Consider the following 20,965-nt stretch of genomic DNA (forward strand, 5'->3'; position numbering starts at 1 on the left):
GCTCAATTCTCACCAGTCCCGTCAGGAAACCCTAGAGCGAGTTCGTCGGCCGCCAGAAGCGCCGCCGCTCTCGTTCGATGGCCGGGTTATAGGCCTACACTCCCCACGGCGTCAACAGACATTTCCAGGAAAAATCAAAAAACTTATAAGGTGCTGTAATCGTTTATGTTTTTTGAACAATGACACTTACAGAGCCCCCGAAACGGCCTCCCGAGCTGCAAATCGACCGCAGAAATCTTGTCCAAACGATCAAAACGGGGATGCGGCCACCATTTGTCCGGTGACGGCATGAAATCGGCCGGTGCAAAGGTGGAATTTCGGGGAAAGGTGAGAAATTTTGCTTGACGTCCTCCCGAAGAAAAAGGGCGCCGGCGGATATCCGCGGCGCCCCCTCCCCCCCACCGGTTCCGGCAAGGCGTCAGCTCTTCAGCTTGCCCATGATCTGCTCAAGGAAACCGAGCAGCAAGGCGGAGACGACGAAGGCGAGGTGCATGAGGGTCAGCCACATCAGCTTGGCATCGGTATATTGCTGCGCGTTGAGGAAGACCTGCAGCAGATGGATCGAGGAGATCGCCACGATCGACGAGGCGACCTTGATCTTCAGGCTGCCGGAATCGAGCTTTCCGAGGAAGGATACATCGCTCTCCGCCTCGTCGAAGCGGCTGACGAAATTCTCGTAGCCGGCGATCATGACCATCAGGATGAGGCTGGCGACCAGCGCCGCATCGATCAGGCCGAGCATGGCAAGGATCATCTCTGCATCATCGAAGACGAAGACGTTCATCGCCACCTTGGCGAATTTGTAGAGGAAGGACACGGCATAGACGGCAAGCGCGGCGACGAGACCGAGATAGAAGACCACCAGGATCCAGCGGCTCGACAGGATGATGCGTTCGACCAGCAGCTCGAGGGATTTCATCGGTCAGGCTCCAAGGGGATTCGGCAAGATCACCCGTTGTTAACCAATGGCTCGGAGCCCCGCAAGGGTCGTTCACGGCAGCAAAAAGGGCGGCGTCCGCGACGCCGCCCCTTTCCGGTATGCTTCATCCTCATGCCCTTCGGAACAGGCCCGCGATCAGCGAGAGGACCAGAAGGGCCAGGAAGACGAAGAACAGAATCTGCGCGATGCCGGCCGACGCACCGGCAATGCCGCCGAAGCCGAGCAGGCCGGCAACAAGGGCGATCACGAGAAAGACCACAGCATAATAGAGCATTTTCGAACTCCTTCTTTGTATCGTTGGAGAAACGAGGCGTGCTGGAAAAGGTTCCGCGAACCGCGATCGAATAAATGGCTCATGACGGTGCCTCATCCAAAAACAATGCCGCCGCGGCCTTTCGGCTGCGGCGGCATGAGCGGTGACCGAAACGGTCAGCGTCCGTTCTAGTGACGGCGCGTCCAGTCGTCGATCTGCCGCTCGGCCTCCTCCTTGGCGAGGCCATAGCGCTGCTGGATCTTGCCCGAAAGCTCGACGCGGCGGCCATTGATGACATCGAGATCGTCATCGGTAAGCTTGCCCCACTGGGCCTGCGCCTTGCCCTTGTACTCGTTCCACTTGCCTTCGATGATGTCCCAGTTCATGTCGTGTCCTTTCTGTTCCGTTGAACGCATGGCGTTGACGAAGGAGAAACCGGCAGGCGCCGGAAAGGTTCCCGGCACGTCAGTGCATCCACGCCGCCGCTTCGGCCGGATAGGCGTTGTCGGCGACGATGACGTCCTGCGCCGGCGGGCTGGCCTGCCGGACATGGACCTCAAGACCGTTCTGGCGGCTGAGGCGCCAACTGATCTCGACATCCTCCTCGACCCAGGCCGGATCGACGGCCGCGCAGCGGCCGTGCACGATGCGCTTTTCCGCCCCTGCCCCGCCAAGCGCGGCCGGCAGGGCGCCGACACAGTCTTCCATGGACTCGAACGCCACCTGGGGCGCTTGCAGTTCTTCGCAGGTGAGGCCGCCATGGCTGCAGCCGACCAGAAGCATGATTGCGGCTATGTGTTCCATTTCACTCTCCATCACCCATCGGATTGACCGGGAAACGGAGGGAAGCAACGAAAGTTCCGGCACAGCGCGGTGACGGCGCTCTCACATTTTCGGGAACAAAATCCATTGCGGCCCGTTGTCGGCCCATCGCTCGAAAGCGAACCGGACGCGAAAGGAAGCACCCGATGCTCAGCACCATTCTCCTCGTCATTCTCATCCTGCTTCTGATCGGCGCCCTGCCGAACTGGGGATACAGCCGAAGCTGGGGCTACGGGCCCTCCGGCGGCCTCGGGCTGATCGTGCTCATCCTTCTCATCCTCGTCCTCATGGGACGTATCTGATCCCCAACCAAGCCAGGAGCCGGAACCATGAAGAACATCATCATCGCGCTTGCCGTCGTCGCCTCCACGGTGACACTCACCGCCTGCACCCAGACTGAACGCGGAACGGCGATCGGGGCGGGCACGGGCGCCGTCATCGGCGGCGTGGTCACGGGACGTGCCGGCGGCGCGCTCGCGGGCGCGGCCATCGGCGGTGCTGCGGGCTATCTCATCGCCCGCTCCGACCGCAGCGGCTACTGCATCTACCGCGACCGGTATGGCCGCCGCTACGAAGCACGCTGCCGCTGAAGCGATCGAAGACCAACAAACGGGAAACGGGCCCTCAGGCCCGTTTCTTGATGTCTGGAACTGGAAGGAAGAATGTTTTCAGGAACCGCTCTTGGCCCTGCGCTCGGCCTCGTCGAGCTTTTCCAGAAGATCGAGAAGACGGTCGGGCACGGGCTCCGTCTCGATGACGTCGTAGAAGGACTTGAGCTTGCGGCCGATCGGCCCGTTGGGGTCGAACGCAGCCTTGACGGGGGCATCCCGCCCCGCGCGCTTCTTGTCTTTACCGGGCTCGATCATGGTCTTGTTTCCATCCGATGCCACTCGCTATCTTCCTTTTGCCCAAGATTCCCAATAGCAAGTCAGACTTAGAATGCTACCAATAGGTTTCCGCATGGTGAACTCTAGCGGAAACGGTTCCGATGCGGAACATATTCAGGGAGAACTAAATGTCACTTTCCACCCGTATCGCACCGCATCTCGCCTATCTGAGGCGGTTTTCCCGTGCCGTGACGGGCTCCCAGACCTCGGGCGACGCCTATGTCGCGGCCATGCTTGAAGCGCTCGTTGCCGATATCACGCTCTACCCGGAGGGCAGGAGCGACCGGATCGCGCTCTACCGGCTCTATTGCACGCTCTTCGAAAATCTCGACGTGACGCTGCCAGACAACACCTCCCCCTTCGGTTGGGAGCGCCAGGCGGCCGCCAACCTTGCCAACCTGCCGCCGGCCGAGCGCAAGGCCTTCCTGCTGGTCGCCGTCGAGGGTTTCGACCTTGCCGAAGGCGCCGATATTCTCGACGTGCCGGAAGAACGCTTCGCCGCCCTGCTCGACGAAGCCTCGCGCGACATCTCGCGGCAGGTGGCGACCGACATCATGATCATCGAGGATGAGCCGCTGATCGCCATGGACATCGAGGACATGGTGAAGGGCCTCGGCCACAATGTGACGGGCATCGCGCGCACCCATGCGGAGGCGGTCGAGCTCTACCACCGCACGTCGCCGCGCATGGTGCTGGCCGACATCCAGCTGGCCGACGGCAGTTCCGGCATCGACGCCGTCAACGACATCCTGAAGAACAGCACGATCCCGGTCATCTTCATCACCGCCTTCCCGGAGCGGCTGCTGACCGGCGAGAAGCCCGAGCCGGCCTTCCTCGTCACCAAGCCGTTCAATCCGGACATGGTGAAGGCGCTGATCAGCCAGGCGCTGTTCTTCGACGAGCAGGCGCGGCTGGCAAAATCGGCCTGAGCGCCGGGCCGGACCGAAAACGCAACGGCGCGCACGATCAGGCGCCGTTGCCTCCATCTGTCAGAAGGTCGGCGGGGTGCAGGCGCTGATGACCTCGCAGGGCACCGGGCCGACGCAGCGGAAGCGGTGCGGACGGCGGCTTTCGAAATAATAGGCATCCCCCGGGCCGAGGATCCGCCGCTCGTCGTCGACGGTCACCTCCAGCCGGCCGGAGAGCACGATGCCGCCCTCCTCGCCGTCGTGCACCAGCAGCACCTTGCCGGTATCGGCGCCCGGCTGGTAGCACTCCTTCAGGATCTGCAGGCTGCGGCCGAAGGTGTTCTCGCCGATCTGGCGGAAGGAAATCGGGCCCTTGCCGATCTCCACAAGCTCGTCCGCCCGGTAGAAGGCCTTTTTCGGGCGCTCCGGCTCGAAGGCGAAGAATTCCGCAAGGCCGATCGGGATGCCGTCGAGGATGCGCTTCAGCGCGCCGACCGACGGGTTGGAGGCATTCGATTCGATCAGCGAGATCGTCGAATTGGTGACGCCGGCACGCTTGGCAAGTTCCCGCTGGGAGAGATTGTGGGCCATGCGCAGGTGGCGCAGCCTCCCCCCGATATCGACCGACATGGCCATTCCCTGTTCTAGATGTTCGAAATATCGAAAATCGGCTTTTTCGTATCCTTTATTTTCAATTAGTTGACGTCAAGAAGAAAAGGACTTGTTCGGCATCGCAAATCATGGCGTCAATCCCGCCAGCCAGAGGAGATTTGCCATGAACGTTCACAACAAGCCCAATGCACCGGTGCTCGACAGCTACTGGATGCCCTTTACCGCCAACCGCCAGTTCAAGGCCGCGCCGCGCCTGCTCGCCGCCGCCGAAGGCATGTATTACACCAGCGCCGACGGCCGCCAGGTGCTCGACGGCACCGCGGGCCTGTGGTGCGTCAATGCCGGCCACGGCCGCCGGCAGATCGCCGCGGCGGTCGAGCGCCAGCTCACCGAGATGGATTTCGCGCCCTCCTTCCAGATGGGCCATGCGGTCGCCTTCGATTTCGCCGAACGGCTGGCCGAGATCGCCCCCGGCCCCGACGGCGCCAAGCTCGATCGCGTCTTCTACACCGGCTCCGGCTCGGAATCGGTCGATACCGCGCTGAAGATCGCCATCGCCTACCAGCGCGCCATCGGCCAGGGCACGCGCACGCGCCTCATCGGCCGCGAGCGCGGCTATCACGGCGTCGGCTTCGGCGGCATTTCGGTCGGCGGCATTCTCAACAACCGCCGCGTCTTCCCGCAGCTTCCCGGCTCCGACCACCTTCGGCACACCCATGACCTTGCGAAGAACGCCTATGTGAAGGGCCAGCCGGAGCACGGCGCCGAGCTTGCCGACGACCTGGAGCGGCTGGTGGCACTGCACGGCGCGGAAACCATCGCGGCCTGCATCGTCGAGCCGGTCGCCGGCTCCACCGGCGTGCTGATCCCGCCGAAGGGCTATCTCGAAAAGCTGCGCGCGACCTGCGACAGGCACGGCATCCTCCTGATCTTCGACGAAGTCATCACCGGCTTCGGGCGCCTCGGCGCCGCCTTCGCCACCGACTATTTCGGCGTGACGCCCGACATCGTGACCACCGCCAAGGGCCTCACCAACGGCGCCATCCCGATGGGGGCGGTCTTCGCCAGCCGCAAGGTGCACGACGCGCTGATGCACGGGCCGGAAAACGCCATCGAGCTCTTCCACGGCTACACCTATTCCGGCCATCCGGTGGCCTGCGCCGCCGGCATCGCGACGCTCGACATCTACCGCGACGAAGGCCTCTTCACCCGCGGCGCGGCGCTGCAGGACGACTGGCATGCCGCGATGCATTCGCTGAAGGGCCTGCCGCACATCATCGACATCCGCACCATCGGCCTCATCGCCGGCATCGAGCTTGCCCCGCGCGACGGCGCACCGGGCGCGCGGGCCTATGACGTCTTCGTCGATTGCTTTGAGAAGGGCCTCCTGATCCGCGTTACCGGCGACATCATCGCCTTCTCGCCGCCGCTGATCGCCGAGAAGAAGCATTTCGAGGACATCGTCTCGATCCTCGGCGACGCCCTGAAGCGCGCAGCCTGATTCCGGCCCCGCCGGAAGCGGCTTGGCACTGCACATCGCGGAAAACGCTGTTATATCTGGGCCCGTATCCATACGGGCCCAGTTTCATGTCAGCATCCGCCAAGACCGAACCGAAACTCATCTTCCGCCTCCAGTTCGAGCCGGACGGGCGGATCGGGCGCGGCAAGATCCAGCTTCTCGCGCATATCCGGGAGACCGGCTCGATCTCGGCCGGCGGACGGGCGATGGACATGTCCTATCGCCGGGCCTGGCTGCTGGTCGACGAGATGAACCGGCTGTTCCGCACGCCCGTGGTGGAATCGCAGCGCGGCGGAAAACAGGGCGGCGGCGCCGTCGTGACCCCCTTCGGCGAGGCGCTGATCGCGCATTACCACACCATGGAGGAGAAGGCGCGCGCGGCGCTGGCCGAGGACATCGGCTGGATCGTCGAAAACCTTGCCGACTGACACCTATTCCAGCGCCACCGTCTTGATGACGGCGTGCACCGGCAGGCCCGGCGCAAGGCCGAGGCGCTCGACGGAGAATGCGGTGATGCGGGCGCGCACGACATCGCCGCCGCAGGCGATGCGCAGGCTCGCCATGCCCTCGCCGTCCGGCTCGATCGCCTCGACGGCGCCTTCCAGGATGTTGAGCGCGCTGAGGCCTTCCGGGCGCACCGTCGCGATCATGACGTCGCGGGCGGGAATGCGCAGCCGCACCGTTTCGCCCGGCGAGACCGCGGCGCCCGGCACGAGGATCGTCGCGCCGCCATCAAGGCGGATGGTGGCGAGGCCGTGCGCGGCATCGCGCGCCTCGACGCGGCCGGCAAGGACGCTGCCGGCCTCGCGGCGTTCGGCGGCAGAGGAAAGGCGCGGGCCGCTCAGCACGTCCGATGCCGCGCCGATCGCCTCGATGCGCCCGTCCGCCATCAGCACGACCCGGTCGGCAAGGCGCGCGACCTCGGCCACCGAATGGCTGACATAGACGATGGGAATGCCGACCTCGTCGCGCAGGCGCTCCAGATAAGGCAGGATCTCCGCCTTGCGCTCCTCGTCGAGCGCGGCGAGCGGCTCATCCATCAGCAGCAGGCGCGGCGAGGCGAGCAGCGCGCGGCCGATGGCGACACGCTGCTTTTCGCCGCCGGAAAGGTTGGCCGGCTGGCGATCGAGCAGGCCGGCAATGCCGAGCAGGTCGACCACGCGGTCCGGATTTTCCGTGCGCGCGCCCTTCGGCGAGAACCAGCGGCCATAGTTGAGGTTCTGGCGCACGGTGAGGTGCGGGAAGAGGCGTGCCTCCTGGAAGACATAGCCGAAACGCCGGCGGTGGGCGGGTACGAAGATGCGGCGGGCGGTATCGACCAGCACCTCGTCGTCAAGCAGGACGCGGCCTTCCGCCGGGCGCGTCAGGCCGGCGATGATGCGGACCAGCGAGGTCTTTCCCGAGCCGGAGCGGCCGAACAGGGCGGTGACGCCCCCGTCGGAGGTGAAGGCGGCCTCCAGCGAAAAATCGCCGAGCCGGTGGCGGGCTTCGACGACAAGGCTCATTCGAGGTGCACCTTGCGGCCGAGGCGCTGGGCGAGCGCCTCGGAGGCGATGAGCGCGACCATGGAGATGGCGATGGCGACGAGGGTGAGGCGCATGGCGCCGGTATCGCCGCCGGGCACCTGGGTGAAGGTGTAGATGGCGGCCGACAGCGTTTGCGTCTCGCCGGGAATGTTGGAGACGAAGGTGATGGTGGCGCCGAACTCGCCCATCGCCTTGGCGAAGGCGAGGATCATGCCGGCGAGCACGCCGGGCAATATGAGCGGCAGGGTGACGGTGAGGAAGACCCAGGGGGGGCTAGCGCCGAGCGTGCCGGCCGCCTCCTCCAGCTTGCGGTCGACGGCCTCGATGGAAAGCCGGATCGAACGCACCATCAGCGGAAAGCCCATGACGCCGCAGGCGAGCGCCGCGCCGGTCCAGCGGAAGGAGAGCACGATGCCGAACCATTCGTCCAGCACGGAGCCGATGGGACCGCGCCGGCCGAACAGGATGAGCAGCAGGAAGCCGGTGACCACGGGCGGCAGGATCAGCGGCAGGTGCACGAGGCCGTTCAGCAGCGACTTGCCCCAGAAGCGACCGCGCGCCAGCGCCAGCGCGACGAGAATGCCGAGCGGCAGGCTGACGAGGACCGCGACCGCCGAGACCCGAAGGCTGAGCCGGATCGCCGTCCATTCCTCGTTGCTCAAGGCAAGCCAGTCCACGTCGATTCCTCGTAAAACACATGGCGCGAGAGGTTCGCCCCAAGCCTCGTTTGCCGGCAAGCCCCTCATCCCGCTGCCGGCACCTTCTCCCCGCACGCGGGGAGAGGGGATGCCGCACCGTTTTCCCAGGAATCAATCCCGAGGCTCGTCCTGGTGCGACATTGCCACAAACTCCTTCTCCCCGCGTGCGGGGAGAAGGTCGCGGCAGCGGGATGAGGGGCAAGCAAATTCCGCGATGTCCCGGTCTAGCGCCGGGACCTGTCGCGAGGCTCGTTTTACTTCAGGATGGTGAAGCCCTGCTCGGTGAAGAAGGGCGCAGCCTTGTCGGACTTCAGGAAGTCGAGATAGGCGGCAGCCGCGGCGCTCTGCGATTCCGTGAGGATGGCAACGGGGTAGATGATCGGCGGGTGGCTGTCTTCCGGGAAGGTGCCGACGATGGCGACCTCCGGATCGGCCGCGGCATCCGTCTGGTAGACGATGCCGTAGGGCGCCTCGCCGCGCGAGACGAGGGCGAGCGCGGCGCGCACGCTCTCGGCGCCGGCGACCTTGCCTTCGACCGAGGACCAGACGCCGAGCTTTTCGAGCGCCGCCTTGCCGTACTTGCCGGCCGGCACGCTGTCGACCGCACCCATGGCGAGCTTGCCGTCACCGACGAGGCCGGCGAGGTCGAAACCGTCCTTGATCTCGACGTCCGAGGCCTTGTCCTTCGACGCGACCAGAACGATGCGGTTGCCGAGAAGGTTGGAGCGGGTGTCGTCCTTGATCAGCTTCTTCTCGGCGACATAGTCCATCCAGGCAAGGTCGGCCGAGATGAAGAGATCGGCGGGGGCGGCCGCCTCGATCTGCTTGGCGAGCGCCGAGCTTGCGGCATAGGAGACCGTCGTCTCGTTGCCGGTTTCCTTCGACCAGGCGGCATTCGCCGCATCCAGCGCGTTCTTCAGGCTTGCGGCGGCAAAGACGGTGACCTTCTCGGCGGCGGCCGCCGGCAGGGCAAGCGGCAGCGAGGCGAAGGCGGCGACGACGAGTTTCAGAAGCAGACGACGGTTCATTCCTGTTCTCCCTTTTCCTGCCTGAAGGCAGCGTGATATCTCCTTGAATATATCGGCACTTGCGGCTTTGCCAGCGCTATATTTTCAAAAATACAGGGAAACAGACCACGGCCATTCGGTGGAATGGCGAAAGCAGCCAAGCGGGCAGAGCGAGGGGCTCCGAACCAGGCGGCATTGAGCCCAGATGAGGCGGAAAATGACGGCGCCGGAGCCTTGCGCATCGCACGGAACCGTCATGTGCAAGCCGGCAGCGGCGGCGATCGACGATTCTAGAACAGCGCGTCGTCGAAGAGGTCTTCATCGCTCTGCGCAGCGGCGGGCGCTGCAGGCACGTCCAGGGCGGTGCCGAAGACGCGGGCATGCACCTCGCGCTCGGAGACCATCGTATAGGTGCGCGCGATCCGGCTGCCGAGATCGGCCATCGCCTCTTCGAGGCCTGACGTGTCCGGCAGGTCGTGGCCGATGAGTTCGCCCGCGCGGGCGGAGCAATCGGCCAGCACGTCGCCGAGCTCGGCGTTGAAATCGAGATCGGCGACCGTCCGGCCCGCCTTCGCGGAAACGTCCGCGCCGCAGGCGCGCAGGGCCGTCATATCCTCTTCCATGCGGTCACCCGCCCGGCGGATATGCTCCAGCGCCTCGTCCAGATGCGCATCGAGCGAGCCGCCGGCGGCCGTGCCCGCCTCGCGCAGCTTGCCGGCATCCCCTTCGAGCGACTGCAAGGCGACGAGGATCCGCTCCGCCGTCTCGTCGAGCTGGCTGGAGAACAGGCGCAGCTCCGCCGTCACCACATTGATCGCCCGCCCCTCTTCGCCGAGCTTGCTGCAGCGCAGGTTGGTGTTGAGCGCCATGTATTGGATGTCGGTGCGCACGAGCTGGATCGTCTTCACGCCCTTCAGGAGGCCCTGCACGGTCTCGACGGTGCTTGCACCCAGGACGTTGGCCTTGTCGGCCGCCTGCTCGATATCGCGCACGACGGCGCGGGCGGCGGCGATGTCGGCTTCCAGGGTTCGCATGGCGCGATCGGCGGAGCGGCCGTCGGCGGCATCCATGTCGCCGTAGAGCGCCATCAGGCCGTCGATATCGGCCCCGAAGCTGCGGATCGTGCCGACCACAGTCCTGCATTCTCGCGCGAAATCGCTGGCGATCTCGACGAGCTGTTCGTACACGAGGTGGCGGATCAGCCCCGTGAGGCGGCTGGCGGCTTCCGCGTCGAGCGCTCCCGCTGCAAGATATTCGTCCAGGAAGGTGAAGGCGGACTGGCAATGCTCGATGCGCTGGCGGGTGATGTCGCCGATCTGCATGGCCGACAGCGTGGTGGCGACCTTGCCCTGCACCCCGCGCGCCGCCGCACCCACCTTGGCGGCAAGCTGCGAGAGGTGGCGGCGCTGTACCGTCAGGTCCCCGGCATTGCGCGAGAGGTTGCCGGCAATATCGGGAACGGAACGGCGGAAGCGCTCCAGCGCCTCCCCGCCCCCGGCCGAGGCGGTCTCGATGACGGCACCGAGCGTGCCGATCTTCGCGCCGAGCGCATTGACCTCGCCGGTGCCGAACTGGATGCGCTCGAGGATTTCTTCCGCAAAGCCGGCGAAATCAGGAATGGCGGCGCCGGTGATCTTGGCGGTCGTGGCGAAGGTGCGCAGGTAGCGCAGCGTCTCCTGCATGTCGGCGATGTGGGTGCCGAGCGACTTTTCCGTGACGGCGACATTGGCGAGGCGCTGCTGGCGCTGTTCCTCGATGCCGGGCAGCGCGGTCAACTGGTCGACGGTGGCGATGAGCCGGCCGATCGTCGCCTCCGCCGCCTCATCGCCGAGCGAGCCGGAAAGGTTCTCCAGCGAGGCGACCAGCCGGTTGAGCACGTCCAGAACCGAAAGCAGCACGACGCCGCCATCGAGGAACCGCTGCTCGATGCGGGAACGGGCCCCTTCGAGACGGGAAACAAGCTCAGTTTCCGCCGTCTGCCGCTCCACGCGCATTGCGCTCGCTATTCCTGACACGCCATACCCCATCTGCAAGAACCCGTGAGCGAACCCTAGGGCCAACAATGTAACGCGCAGTAAATTCGCCTTTCCTCATGTAATGAAATTCCGCAAAACCAGGGCGATTCCGGCGCCACCACCCGTGGATGCAGGCATCCCTAGAATTAGGGATTTATAAATAATATCACTCATATCTAATTTTAAATATTACTCTTTATATACAAACACTTGATGCAATTTCCTGCCGTAGGGTGAGGCAGTGTATCGACGACAATCGAACTACCAATGGATGAAATTAGCAACCGCGCTTTACTCTTCATTAAGCGTGACTGGGGATTCTGGCGCGGGAAATACTCTCTCTCGAAACGATTATCGAGGCCTCCATGTCGTCAACCCTGCCCGGTGACGCGCCGTTAACCTTACCCACGACGCTCACCATCAAGACTATAGTGTCCGTTCAAGAGTTGATCTTGGATTTCCTGAACAAGAATCCCGCCGCCGTACTGGATATCGACGAGGCGGCGCAGGTTGACCTCAGCTTTGTCCAGCTTGTCATGGCGGCCCGCAAACAGGCCGAGGCCAGGGCCGGGCGCGTTCTACTTGCCCGGCCCGCCTCCGGCGACCTTTACGACGTGCTGAAACGCGGCGGCTTTCTCGACGGGATGACACCCGACGCCGCGCATTTCTGGCTGCACCAGGAGAAGAACTGATGACCGCGAAGATCTTGACCGTCGACGATTCCGCCAGCATCCGGCTGACGACGCGCGTCACCCTCAGCAATGCCGGCTACAGCGTGACCGAGGCGGTCGACGGCCTCGATGGCCTCAACAAGCTGAAGGGCGGCGAATACGACCTCGTCGTCACCGACCTCAACATGCCGAACATGGACGGCCTGACGATGATCCGCGAGCTGCGCAAGCTGCCCGCCCATACGGGCGTGCCGGTCATCTTCCTCACCACCGAATCCGACGGCGAACTGAAGGCGCAGGCAAAAGCTGCCGGCGCCACCGGCTGGCTGACCAAGCCGTTCGATCCGGAAAGCCTCGTCAAGATCGCCAGGAAGGTCCTCGGAAGATGACGAACCCGGACCCGATCTCCGTCTTCCGGACAGAAGCGGCCGAACTGCTGGAACAGATCGAGTCCGGCCTCCTCGACCTCACCCGCAGCCTCGATGACCGCGACCAGATCGACGCGGTCTTCCGGGGCCTGCACACATTGAAGGGGTCGGGCGCGATGTTCGGCTTCGACGCGCTCGCCGCCTTCACCCACCATTGCGAGACCGCCTTCGACCGTGTGCGCAAGGGCGACGTGCCCGCCACGCACGAGCTGGTCTCGGCGGTTCTTTCGGCGCAGGACCATATGCGCGCGCTGCTCGAAACGCCGAACGGCGACCACGACGCGATGAGCGCCGCGCTGCTCGACGGCCTGCACCGGGCGGTCAACGGCGCGGGCTCCCCTGCCCCGGCGGCCGTTGCGGCTACGGCTGCGCCCGTTGCCGAGGCGGCTGGCGGTCTCAGCGAATGGCGCATCCGCTTCAGCCTGCCGGTCAATGCCATGGCGAACGGCACCAATCCGCTCGGCCTGCTCGACGAGATGCGCGACCTCGGCGAATGCCGGATCGTCGCCGATACGGCGAAGGTGCCGGAGCTTTCCGCGCTGGAGCCGCGCGACATCCATATCGGCTGGGACGTGACGCTGAAGACCGAGCGGCCGCGTGCCGATATCGAGGACGTCTTCATCTTCGTCATGGACGACATGGAACTCGAAATCACCGAGGTCGCCGTCGAACGAGCCACCGCCGAAGCGAAGCCCGCCGAGACACCGATCGCCAAGGCCGTGGTCGTTGCCGAGCGGGACGCCCCGGCGGTGCAGGCCGCCAATGATTCCAAACAGGCGAAATCCGCGGAGAACGTGCGCGTGCCGGCCGAACGGCTCGACGAGATGATGGACCGCGTCGGCGAGCTCGTCATCGCCCAGTCGCGCCTCACCCAGCTCGCCGGCACGGCGGCCGATCTCGGCCTGCGCTCCGTCTCCGAAGAAATCGAACGTCTTTCGGGCGAGCTGCGCGACACGATGATGGTGCTGCGCATGATGCCGGTCGCCAGCCTCTTCAGCCGTTTCCGCCGCCTCGTGCACGACCTGTCGCGCGAGACCGGCAAGGAGATCGAGCTCATCACCGAGGGCGAGAGCACGGAGGTCGACAAGACGGTCATCGACCGGCTCGCCGATCCGCTCGTGCATCTCGTGCGCAATTCCATCGACCATGGCCTCGAAAAGCCGGAGGAGCGCATCGCCGCCGGCAAGGAGGCAAAGGGCCAGGTCATCCTCTCGGCGCACCAGACGGGCGGCGAGGTGATCATCACCATCAAGGACGACGGGCGCGGCATCAACCGCGAACGGGTGCGCGCCAAGGCGGAATCGTCGGGCATCATCCAGCCGGGCGCGACGCTGACCGACCAGGACCTGCTCCAGCTCATCTTCCAGCCGGGTTTCTCGACCGCCCAGGCGGTGACGAACCTGTCCGGCCGCGGCGTCGGCATGGACGTCGTCAAGAAGACGGTGGAGGCGCTGCGCGGCACGATCGACATCGCCAGCAAGCCGGGCGAAGGCTCGGAAGTGTCGCTGCGCATCCCGCTGACCCTCGCCATCATCGAGGGCCTGCTCGTGCGCGTCGGCCAGGGCTGCTACGTCATCCCGCTCTCGGCGGTGGAGGAGTGCCTGGAACTCTCGCTCGAAGACGATCTGCGCTCGCGCGGGCGCAGCTTCATCTCGCTGCGCGACAGCCTCGTGCCGTTCCTGCGCCTTCGCGAACTGTTTCGCACCGGCACGCAGCCGGATCCGCACCAGAAGGTCGTCGTCATCTCGACGGGCTCGGAGCGCGTCGGCCTCGTCGTCGACCAGATCATCGGCGACCACCAGACAGTCATCAAATCCATGTCCAAGCTGCACCATGACGTCGACACCTTCTCCGGCGCGACCATCCTCGGCGATGGCAGCGTGGCGCTGATCCTCGACGTCACCCATCTGGTCGCGGCAGGACAGCAGCAGGAGGCGCAATTGCGGGCGGCAGGATGAGCGAAGCGGCAAGAAAACGCGACTACGACGCGATCTGGGGCGCGGAGGAAGACCTCTCGGTGCTTACCTTCAACCTCAACGGCGAGACCTTCGCCATAGAGGCGATCGTCGTGCAGGAGATCCTCGATCTTCTGCCGGAAACCCATGTTCCCGGCAGCAAGCCCTTCGTTTCCAGCGTCATCAATTTCCGCGGCAAGGTGATCCCGCTTGCCGATATCCGCCTCGCCTTCGGCATGGACGCGACGGAAACGACCATCGACAGCCGCATCGTCGTCATCGAGCTCGACCTCGACGACGAGGCGACGCTGATCGGCATCCGCACAGACAAGGTCAACGAAGTCACCACGCTTCCCAAGGTCGCCAGCGAACCGCCGCCGAGCGTCGGCATGCGCTGGCGCGCCGACTACATCAACTGCCTCGTCAAGCGAGGCGGCGAATTCATCATCGTTCCGAACCTCACCGCGATCTTTTCCTCCCGGAAAGAGCGCGCGGCGCAAGCGCCGAATTAGGCCATCTGGAGAGACCCATGCGCTTTACCATCAAACTGAAACTGTTCCTGGCCTTCGGCTTCATCATGGCCATGCTGGCGGGCACCGCCGGCTATGGCATCGTCAGTCTGGGCGGCCTCAATGCGACGCTCGGCGACGTGCTCACAGGGCCGGCCACGCGGCTACGCCTTGCCCAGGAACTGAACGTCCTGCAGCTCCAGCAGATCCGCCAGCAGAAAAACATGCTCTCGGCGACCAGCAATGCCGAGACCAACAAATATATCGCGCTGAGCGACAAGGCCCGCGCGGATTTCGACGCGGCCTTCGAGCAGGTGCTGGCGAAAGCCACGGAACAGGGCAAGGTCCTCTGGTCCAAGCTCCAGGGCCTCTCCACCGAATTCCGCCGCGAGGACGACCGGGTCCGCAGCCTGATGCTCGCCGGCGACAGCGCCGGGGCGCTGCGCGTTTCCACGGCGGATGCCCGCACGGTGACGAACGAGATCGACGCCCTGCTCGATGAGGTGGTCACGCTCGAACAGACCCGCCTTCAGGAAGCGGACGACAATGCCGAAGCACAATATGCCGACACGCGCACGATCATGATCGCCGCCGCCTCCATTGCCTTCCTGATCGCCGGCCTCGCCGCCGTCTGGATCGTCCTGTCGATCAACCGCGGCATTTCCCGCGCCGTCGGCGTGGTGCAGAATGTTGCCGACGGCGACCTCACCCGCTTTGCCGACATCACCACCAGGGACGAGATCGGCGACCTGCTCGGCCACGTCAACACGATGATCGAGCGGCTGCGCGGCGTCGTCGCGGATGCGCTTTCGGCCTCCGACAATGTTTCCTCCGGCAGCCAGGAACTGTCTGCCAGCTCCGAGACCCTCTCGCAGGGCGCGACGGAACAGGCGTCCTCCGCCGAGGAGGCCTCCGCCTCGATGGAGGAGATGGCCTCCAACATCAAGCAGAACGCCGACAACGCCGCCCAGACGGAAAAGATCGCTCGCCAGTCTTCCAAGGATGCGGAAGCCTCCGGCCAGGCCGTCGGCCGCGCCGTCACCGCGATGCGCACCATCGCGGAGAAGATCTCCATCGTGCAGGAAATCGCCCGCCAGACCGACCTTCTCGCCCTCAACGCCGCCGTCGAGGCTGCGCGTGCCGGCGAACACGGCAAGGGCTTTGCCGTAGTCGCCTCGGAAGTGCGCAAGCTCGCCGAGCGCAGCCAGGCGGCCGCTGCCGAAATCAGCGCGCTCTCGGGCGAAACGGTTTCCGTCGCCACCGAGGCCGGCGAGATGCTGAACCGGCTGGTGCCTGATATCCGCAAGACCGCCGAACTGGTTTCGGAAATCTCGGCCGCCTGCCGCGAGCAGGATATCGGCGCCTCGCAGATCAACGAGGCGATCCAGCAGCTCGACAAGGTGACCCAGCAGAATGCCGGCGCCTCGGAGGAAATGTCGGCGACCTCGGAAGAGCTGGCCGCCCAGGCGGAAGAGCTCCAGGCCTCCATCGCCTTCTTCCGCGTCGAGAATTCGGCCCGCAAGGAACCGAACCATGCCGAGAAGCTGCGCGCGACCGCGGCGAAGATGGCCGCTCCCGTCGCCGCCAAGCGTCCGGCCGCTTCCCCGGCCTACCGCCCGGCCCCGACGGCAACCAAGGCGACTCGCAACGGCAACGGCTTTGCCCTCGACATGTCGATGGGCGGTCCGGATGCCGACGACGCGGACTTCCGCGAAAGCGCCTGAACGAAGGATCGCGGTGCATCCGGCAACGGATGCGCCGCTCAATCGGCCCGGCGCGTGTAGGCGCCGGCGAAAGGGTCGCCTGCGGCCCGCGAAAGGGTGAGTGTATCGGTCTTCTCGCATGACGGGCCCCGGCTTCCGGCGCCCCGCCCAAACGGCATCTGCTACCAAAGGAGCCCCAAGATGCGCGCAACCATCAAACTGAAGCTGGCGGCCGCCTTCGGTGTCATCATCCTGATGATGGCCGGCACGTCCGTTTACGCCATTCTGAGCCTGTCCTCGCTGAACCAGGCGATCTCAGACCTGATCGCCGGTCCCGCCGCACGCCTCGAGGCCGCACAGAACCTTGCCAGTTACCAGCTCCGCCTGGCGCGGGCGCAGATGAACCTCGCGACCGCCACCACTCCCCGCGACATCGCCGCCGCCGTCGAGGCCGGCGACCGCTATCGCAAGGGCTTCGAGGAAACCCTCGACACGCTGGTCGGGCTGTCGACCGATCCGGCCGCCCTCCAGCAATGGCAGACCATCGGCGAAAGGGAAAAGCAGCTCATCCGCATCGACGACCAGGTCCGCGCGCTCGCCGGTGCAGGCAATTCGGCCGAGGCGCTCCGCCTTGCGACGACCGAGAGCCGTCGCCTGATGGACGAGATCGAAGAGACGATCGACGCCCGCATCGAAAACAACAAGGCGCTGCTGGTGAAGGCGGAAGAGGACGCCGACGCGCAATATGCCCATACGCGCAACCTGATCGTGACGATTGCCGGCGCCGCGCTGCTGCTCGCCATCGGCGCCGCCGTCTGGCTCGCGTTCGGCATCAACAGCGGGCTGAAGAAGATCAAGACTGCCGCCGAAGCCGTCGCAATCGGCGATCTCGACCAGACGGTCGAGATCAAAACGAACGACGAGATCAAGGACCTGGTCGACACGATCAACGTGATGACCGGCAACCTGCGCAAAACGGCCGTCATCGCCGACCAGATCGCCAATGGCGACCTGACGGTGACGCCGAAACCGCTGTCCGGCAAGGACACGCTCGGCCTGTCGCTCGAAAGCATGGTGGAGCGCCTGCGCGGCGTCGTCGCCGATGCGCTTTCGGCCGCCGACAACGTCTCCTCCGGTAGCCAGGAGCTTTCGGCAAGCTCGGAACAGCTGTCGCAGGGCGCGACGGAACAGGCCTCCTCCGCCGAAGAGGCTTCCGCCTCGATGGAGGAGATGGCCGCCAACATCAAGCAGAACGCCGATAACGCCGCCCAGACCGAGAAGATCGCCCGCCAGTCCGCCAAGGACGCCGAGGCGTCGGGCGAGGCCGTGGGCCGCGCGGTCGGCGCGATGCGCACCATCGCGGAGAAGATCTCCATCGTGCAGGAAATCGCCCGCCAGACCGACCTTCTCGCCCTCAACGCCGCCGTCGAGGCGGCCCGCGCCGGCGAGCACGGCAAGGGCTTTGCCGTCGTCGCCTCGGAAGTGCGCAAGCTCGCCGAGCGCAGCCAGGCGGCCGCGGCCGAGATCAGCACGCTGTCCGGCCAGACGGTCTCCGTCGCCACCGAGGCCGGCGAGATGCTGAACCGGCTGGTGCCCGATATCCGCAAGACCGCAGAACTGGTATCGGAAATCTCCGCCGCCTGCCGCGAGCAGGATATCGGCGCCTCGCAGATCAACGAGGCGATCCAGCAGCTCGACAAGGTGACTCAGCAGAATGCCGGCGCCTCGGAGGAAATGTCCGGCACCTCGGAAGAGCTTGCCGCCCAGGCCGAGGAACTGCAGACCTCGATCGCCTTCTTCCGCGTCGATCGCGTTTCCGGCGCCCCGGCCGCTCAGCAGCGTCGCGCGGCACCGGTCTCGCGCCCGGTCGCCAAGGCGGCCGCCGCGCCGCTTCGCAAGTCCGACAACAGCGTCAACGGCCAGCAGGCCCGCGCCCGCGGCTTTGCCCTCGACATGTCGATGGGCGGCCCGGATGCCGACGACGCAGATTTCAGGGAAAGCGCTTGATCATGGCCGCTCCGTCCTCCGAATCCCAGTTCGTCACCTTCAGTCTCGACAACGAGGTCTTTGCGGTGCCCGTCTCGGTCGTCCGGGAAATCCTCGACCACGAGGATGCCTTCAAGATCCCGCACGGGCCGGAATACCTGCTCGGTCTCAGGGACGTGCGCGGCCAGGGTGTGCCGGTCATCGACCTGCGGCTTCGCCTCGGCATGACGAAGACCGAGAAGACGCCGCACACGCGCGCTTTGGTGCTCGACGTGCCGATCGGCGAGAAGACCCTCACCCTCGGCCTCGTCGCCGACCGGGTCTTCGAGGTCATCCCCTTCCGCACCGACGAGATCGAGGGGGCGCCCGACATCGGCGTGCGCTGGCCGTCCGACTACATTGCCGGCGTCGTGCGCCGCAACGGCGGTTTCGTCGTCATCGTCGACCTCGCGCGCCTGTTCTCCGGTGCCGAGATGGCGATGATGGGTTCGGCGGGTCGCCTCGCCGCGACGGCATAGTTTCAGGAGGACCGGCGTGGGAGCAGCATTGCGGATGCAAGGGGCGGAGGACGGGCTGAGCAGCCGGAACTTCGAGGCCCTGTCGCGCTACATCTACGACTACAGCGGCATCAAGATGCCGATCACGAAGCTGACGATGCTGGAGGGCCGGCTGCGCCGGCGCCTGCGGGCGACCGGTATTCCCAGCTTCAACGACTATTGCGACTATCTCTTCAAGCATGGCGGCATCGAGAAGGAGGCGATCTTCCTCATCGATGCCGTGACGACGAACAAGACCGACTTCTTCCGCGAGCCGAAGCATTTCGAGTTCATGGAGCGGACCGGACTGCCGGAACTCGTCGCGGCCGGCCACAAGCGGCTGCGGCTGTGGAGCGCCGCCTGCTCCATCGGCGCCGAGCCCTATACGATGGCGATGGTGATGCAGGATTTCGTCGATGCGAGCCCCGGCCTCGACTACCGCATCCTCGCCACCGACCTTTCGACCGACGTGCTTGCCGCCGCACGGCGCGGCGTCTATCCGCGCGACATGATCCAGCCCGTGCCGCCGGAAATGCAGCGCCGGTACGTCATGGTCTCACGCGATGCCGGACGCGGCGAGGTGCGCATCCATCCGCGCCTGCGCTCGACGATCGGCTTTGCCCGCATGAACCTCATGGACAGCGCCTACAGGGTGGGCGAGCCGATGCACATGATCTTCTGCCGCAACGTGCTGATCTATTTCGACAAACCGACGCAGGCCAAGGTGCTGGCGCGGCTCTGCGACTGCCTCGTGCCCGGCGGCTTCCTCTATGTGGGCCATTCCGAAACGGTGACCGGCATTTCCCTGCCGGTGCGCCAGGTCGCCAACACGGTTTTCAAGAAGATCTGATGGTCCCTCCCGGCAAGAAGATCCGCGTGCTCATCATCGATGACTCGGCGAGCGTGCGCCAGGCACTGACCCATGTCCTGGAGCAGGACCCGGAGATCGAGGTGATGGGCGCGGCCTCCGATCCCTTCATGGCGGCCCGGAAGATCCAGGAGGAAATCCCCGACGTCATCACGCTCGACGTGGAGATGCCGCGCATGGACGGCATCACCTTCCTGCGCAAGATCATGGCGCAGAAGCCGATCCCCGTCGTCATGTGCTCCTCGTTGACCGAGGAGGGCTCGGAGACGCTGATGCAGGCGCTGGAGGCCGGCGCCGTCGATATCATCCTGAAGCCGAAGATCGGCGCGGCCGACCATCTCGCCGAATCCGGCACGCGCATCCGCGAGGCCGTCAAGGGCGCCGCCGTCGCCCGCCTCGGCCAGAACCGGCGCACGGCCGCTGCAAGCGGGCCGAGCGCAAAGCTCACCGCCGATGCCGTGCTGCCCCCGCCCTCCGGCCGCGCCATGGCCAAGACGACCGAAATGGTCGCTTGCATCGGCGCCTCGACCGGCGGCACGGAGGCGCTGCGCGTGCTGCTGGAACAACTGCCGGCCAATTCGCCCGGCATCGTCATCGTGCAGCACATGCCGGAAAAGTTCACCGCGGCCTTCGCCAGGCGCCTCGACAGCCTGTGCGAGGTGGCGGTGAAGGAAGCCGTGCATGGTGATCCGGTCCTGCGCGGCCATGTGCTGATCGCGCCCGGCGACCGCCACATGATGCTGGAGCGGCAGGGTGCACGCTACCATGTCGCCGTGCGCGAAGGCCCCCTCGTCTCGCGCCACCGGCCGTCCGTCGACGTGCTCTTCCGCTCCGCCGCCCGTTCGGCCGGGGCGAATGCCATGGGCGTCATCCTGACGGGCATGGGCGACGACGGCGCCCGCGGCATGAATGAGATGCACCAGGCCGGCGCCTATACGGTGGCGCAAGACGAGGCGAGCTCCGTCGTCTTCGGCATGCCGAAGGAGGCGATCGCCCATGGCGGCGTCGACAGGATACTGCCGCTCGACCAGATCGCCCGCGAGATCCTGGCCGCCGACCGGCGGAGATGAAAGCGCCACGGTTTACGGGTGTTTTCACCGGCCGTTAACCATGATTGGCGAG

24 protein-coding genes are annotated in these 20,965 nt (G+C 65.5%); 14 read left to right on the forward strand and 10 right to left on the reverse strand.

All coding sequences use genetic code 11. From position 1 onward, the window contains the following. Positions 1 to 418: 418 nt before the first annotated feature. The 4 genes from EV665_RS23935 to EV665_RS23950 all read right to left on the reverse strand — a co-directional run bounded on the left by EV665_RS23935 (position 419) and on the right by EV665_RS23950 (position 1,997). The gene (locus EV665_RS23935) at positions 419 to 919 is read right to left on the reverse strand and encodes a TIGR00645 family protein (RefSeq protein WP_064328971.1); all 501 of its coding nucleotides are present in this window, start codon (positions 917 to 919) and stop codon (positions 419 to 421) included. 130 nt (positions 920 to 1,049) lie between these two features. Next, complete coding sequence (locus EV665_RS23940; protein WP_023514833.1) at positions 1,050 to 1,214, reverse strand: DUF1328 domain-containing protein; 165 nt, start codon at positions 1,212 to 1,214, stop codon at positions 1,050 to 1,052. A 167-nt stretch (positions 1,215 to 1,381) separates the two neighbouring features. Then, positions 1,382 to 1,579, reverse strand: a complete 198-nt coding sequence (locus EV665_RS23945; RefSeq protein WP_064332396.1) for a CsbD family protein — start codon at positions 1,577 to 1,579, stop codon at positions 1,382 to 1,384. Between the two features lie 79 nt (positions 1,580 to 1,658). Next, a complete protein-coding gene (locus EV665_RS23950; RefSeq protein ID WP_064328970.1) occupies positions 1,659 to 1,997 on the reverse strand; it encodes a hypothetical protein in 339 nt (112 codons plus the stop codon). Positions 1,998 to 2,161: 164 nt separating this feature from the next. Here EV665_RS23950 and EV665_RS23955 point away from each other — a divergent pair, with 164 nt between their 5' ends. Next, positions 2,162 to 2,317, forward strand: coding sequence for a DUF3309 family protein (locus tag EV665_RS23955; protein ID WP_023514830.1), 156 nt, complete (start codon positions 2,162 to 2,164; stop codon positions 2,315 to 2,317). A gap of 27 nt (positions 2,318 to 2,344) precedes the next feature. After that, positions 2,345 to 2,605 (forward strand): YMGG-like glycine zipper-containing protein, encoded by a 261-nt coding sequence (locus EV665_RS23960; RefSeq protein WP_064328969.1) that lies wholly within the window; start codon positions 2,345 to 2,347, stop codon positions 2,603 to 2,605. Positions 2,606 to 2,683: 78 nt separating this feature from the next. Here the strand turns inward: EV665_RS23960 and EV665_RS23965 are convergent, their stop codons facing one another. After that, positions 2,684 to 2,905 (reverse strand): NepR family anti-sigma factor, encoded by a 222-nt coding sequence (locus tag EV665_RS23965; protein ID WP_245337351.1) that lies wholly within the window; start codon positions 2,903 to 2,905, stop codon positions 2,684 to 2,686. Between the two features lie 125 nt (positions 2,906 to 3,030). On the opposite strand from EV665_RS23965, the gene EV665_RS23970 reads away from it, so the two are divergent. Continuing rightward, entirely contained in the window at positions 3,031 to 3,831 is an 801-nt protein-coding gene (locus EV665_RS23970; RefSeq protein ID WP_064328968.1) for a response regulator, read from the forward strand. 60 nt (positions 3,832 to 3,891) lie between these two features. Here EV665_RS23970 and EV665_RS23975 read toward each other — a convergent pair whose 3' ends face one another. Then, entirely contained in the window at positions 3,892 to 4,440 is a 549-nt protein-coding gene (locus EV665_RS23975) for a cupin domain-containing protein (RefSeq protein ID WP_064328967.1), read from the reverse strand. A gap of 145 nt (positions 4,441 to 4,585) precedes the next feature. Between EV665_RS23975 and aptA the strand changes: the two genes are divergently transcribed. Both aptA and EV665_RS23985 read left to right on the forward strand, forming a co-directional pair. Further along, the gene (aptA, locus tag EV665_RS23980) at positions 4,586 to 5,923 is read left to right on the forward strand and encodes an omega-aminotransferase AptA (RefSeq protein WP_133035986.1); all 1,338 of its coding nucleotides are present in this window, start codon (positions 4,586 to 4,588) and stop codon (positions 5,921 to 5,923) included. 86 nt (positions 5,924 to 6,009) lie between these two features. Next, complete coding sequence (locus EV665_RS23985; protein ID WP_064328965.1) at positions 6,010 to 6,369, forward strand: winged helix-turn-helix domain-containing protein; 360 nt, start codon at positions 6,010 to 6,012, stop codon at positions 6,367 to 6,369. Positions 6,370 to 6,372: 3 nt separating this feature from the next. Here the strand turns inward: EV665_RS23985 and modC are convergent, their stop codons facing one another. The 4 genes from modC to EV665_RS24005 all read right to left on the reverse strand — a co-directional run bounded on the left by modC (position 6,373) and on the right by EV665_RS24005 (position 11,166). Continuing rightward, the gene (gene modC / locus EV665_RS23990; protein WP_133035987.1) at positions 6,373 to 7,446 is read right to left on the reverse strand and encodes a molybdenum ABC transporter ATP-binding protein; all 1,074 of its coding nucleotides are present in this window, start codon (positions 7,444 to 7,446) and stop codon (positions 6,373 to 6,375) included. Beyond that, entirely contained in the window at positions 7,443 to 8,144 is a 702-nt protein-coding gene (gene modB / locus EV665_RS23995) for a molybdate ABC transporter permease subunit (protein WP_064328963.1), read from the reverse strand. Before modB ends, modC begins: the two co-directional genes overlap by 4 nt. Before the next feature lie 275 nt (positions 8,145 to 8,419). Beyond that, complete coding sequence (modA, locus tag EV665_RS24000) at positions 8,420 to 9,193, reverse strand: molybdate ABC transporter substrate-binding protein (RefSeq protein ID WP_133035988.1); 774 nt, start codon at positions 9,191 to 9,193, stop codon at positions 8,420 to 8,422. 269 nt (positions 9,194 to 9,462) lie between these two features. Continuing rightward, complete coding sequence (locus EV665_RS24005; RefSeq protein WP_162853148.1) at positions 9,463 to 11,166, reverse strand: type VII secretion target; 1,704 nt, start codon at positions 11,164 to 11,166, stop codon at positions 9,463 to 9,465. A 386-nt stretch (positions 11,167 to 11,552) separates the two neighbouring features. On the opposite strand from EV665_RS24005, the gene EV665_RS24010 reads away from it, so the two are divergent. The 9 genes from EV665_RS24010 to EV665_RS24050 all read left to right on the forward strand — a co-directional run bounded on the left by EV665_RS24010 (position 11,553) and on the right by EV665_RS24050 (position 20,913). Further along, positions 11,553 to 11,879: an STAS domain-containing protein gene (locus EV665_RS24010; RefSeq protein WP_133035990.1), complete on the forward strand. Its 327-nt coding sequence runs from the start codon at positions 11,553 to 11,555 to the stop codon at positions 11,877 to 11,879. Beyond that, the gene (locus EV665_RS24015) at positions 11,879 to 12,247 is read left to right on the forward strand and encodes a response regulator (protein WP_064328959.1); all 369 of its coding nucleotides are present in this window, start codon (positions 11,879 to 11,881) and stop codon (positions 12,245 to 12,247) included. Before EV665_RS24010 ends, EV665_RS24015 begins: the two co-directional genes overlap by 1 nt. Next, entirely contained in the window at positions 12,244 to 14,244 is a 2,001-nt protein-coding gene (locus EV665_RS24020) for a chemotaxis protein CheA (RefSeq protein ID WP_133035991.1), read from the forward strand. The genes EV665_RS24015 and EV665_RS24020 overlap by 4 nt, the downstream gene beginning before the upstream one ends. Further along, positions 14,241 to 14,753 (forward strand): chemotaxis protein CheW, encoded by a 513-nt coding sequence (locus tag EV665_RS24025; protein ID WP_133035992.1) that lies wholly within the window; start codon positions 14,241 to 14,243, stop codon positions 14,751 to 14,753. The genes EV665_RS24020 and EV665_RS24025 overlap by 4 nt, the downstream gene beginning before the upstream one ends. Positions 14,754 to 14,770: 17 nt before the next feature. Beyond that, complete coding sequence (locus tag EV665_RS24030; RefSeq protein WP_133035993.1) at positions 14,771 to 16,474, forward strand: methyl-accepting chemotaxis protein; 1,704 nt, start codon at positions 14,771 to 14,773, stop codon at positions 16,472 to 16,474. Between the two features lie 180 nt (positions 16,475 to 16,654). Then, complete coding sequence (locus EV665_RS24035) at positions 16,655 to 18,460, forward strand: methyl-accepting chemotaxis protein (protein WP_133035994.1); 1,806 nt, start codon at positions 16,655 to 16,657, stop codon at positions 18,458 to 18,460. A gap of 2 nt (positions 18,461 to 18,462) precedes the next feature. Beyond that, a complete protein-coding gene (locus EV665_RS24040) occupies positions 18,463 to 18,957 on the forward strand; it encodes a chemotaxis protein CheW (RefSeq protein WP_064328954.1) in 495 nt (164 codons plus the stop codon). A 34-nt stretch (positions 18,958 to 18,991) separates the two neighbouring features. Then, the gene (locus EV665_RS24045; RefSeq protein WP_133036041.1) at positions 18,992 to 19,825 is read left to right on the forward strand and encodes a CheR family methyltransferase; all 834 of its coding nucleotides are present in this window, start codon (positions 18,992 to 18,994) and stop codon (positions 19,823 to 19,825) included. Continuing rightward, positions 19,825 to 20,913 carry a protein-glutamate methylesterase/protein-glutamine glutaminase gene (locus tag EV665_RS24050; protein WP_064328952.1) on the forward strand — a complete coding sequence of 363 codons (1,089 nt, stop codon included), beginning with the start codon at positions 19,825 to 19,827 and terminating at the stop codon, positions 20,911 to 20,913. The genes EV665_RS24045 and EV665_RS24050 overlap by 1 nt, the downstream gene beginning before the upstream one ends. Positions 20,914 to 20,965: the final 52 nt, after the last annotated feature.

Origin of the sequence: Shinella granuli (assembly GCF_004341885.1) — a bacterium.
GTDB lineage: Bacteria > Pseudomonadota > Alphaproteobacteria > Rhizobiales > Rhizobiaceae > Shinella > Shinella granuli.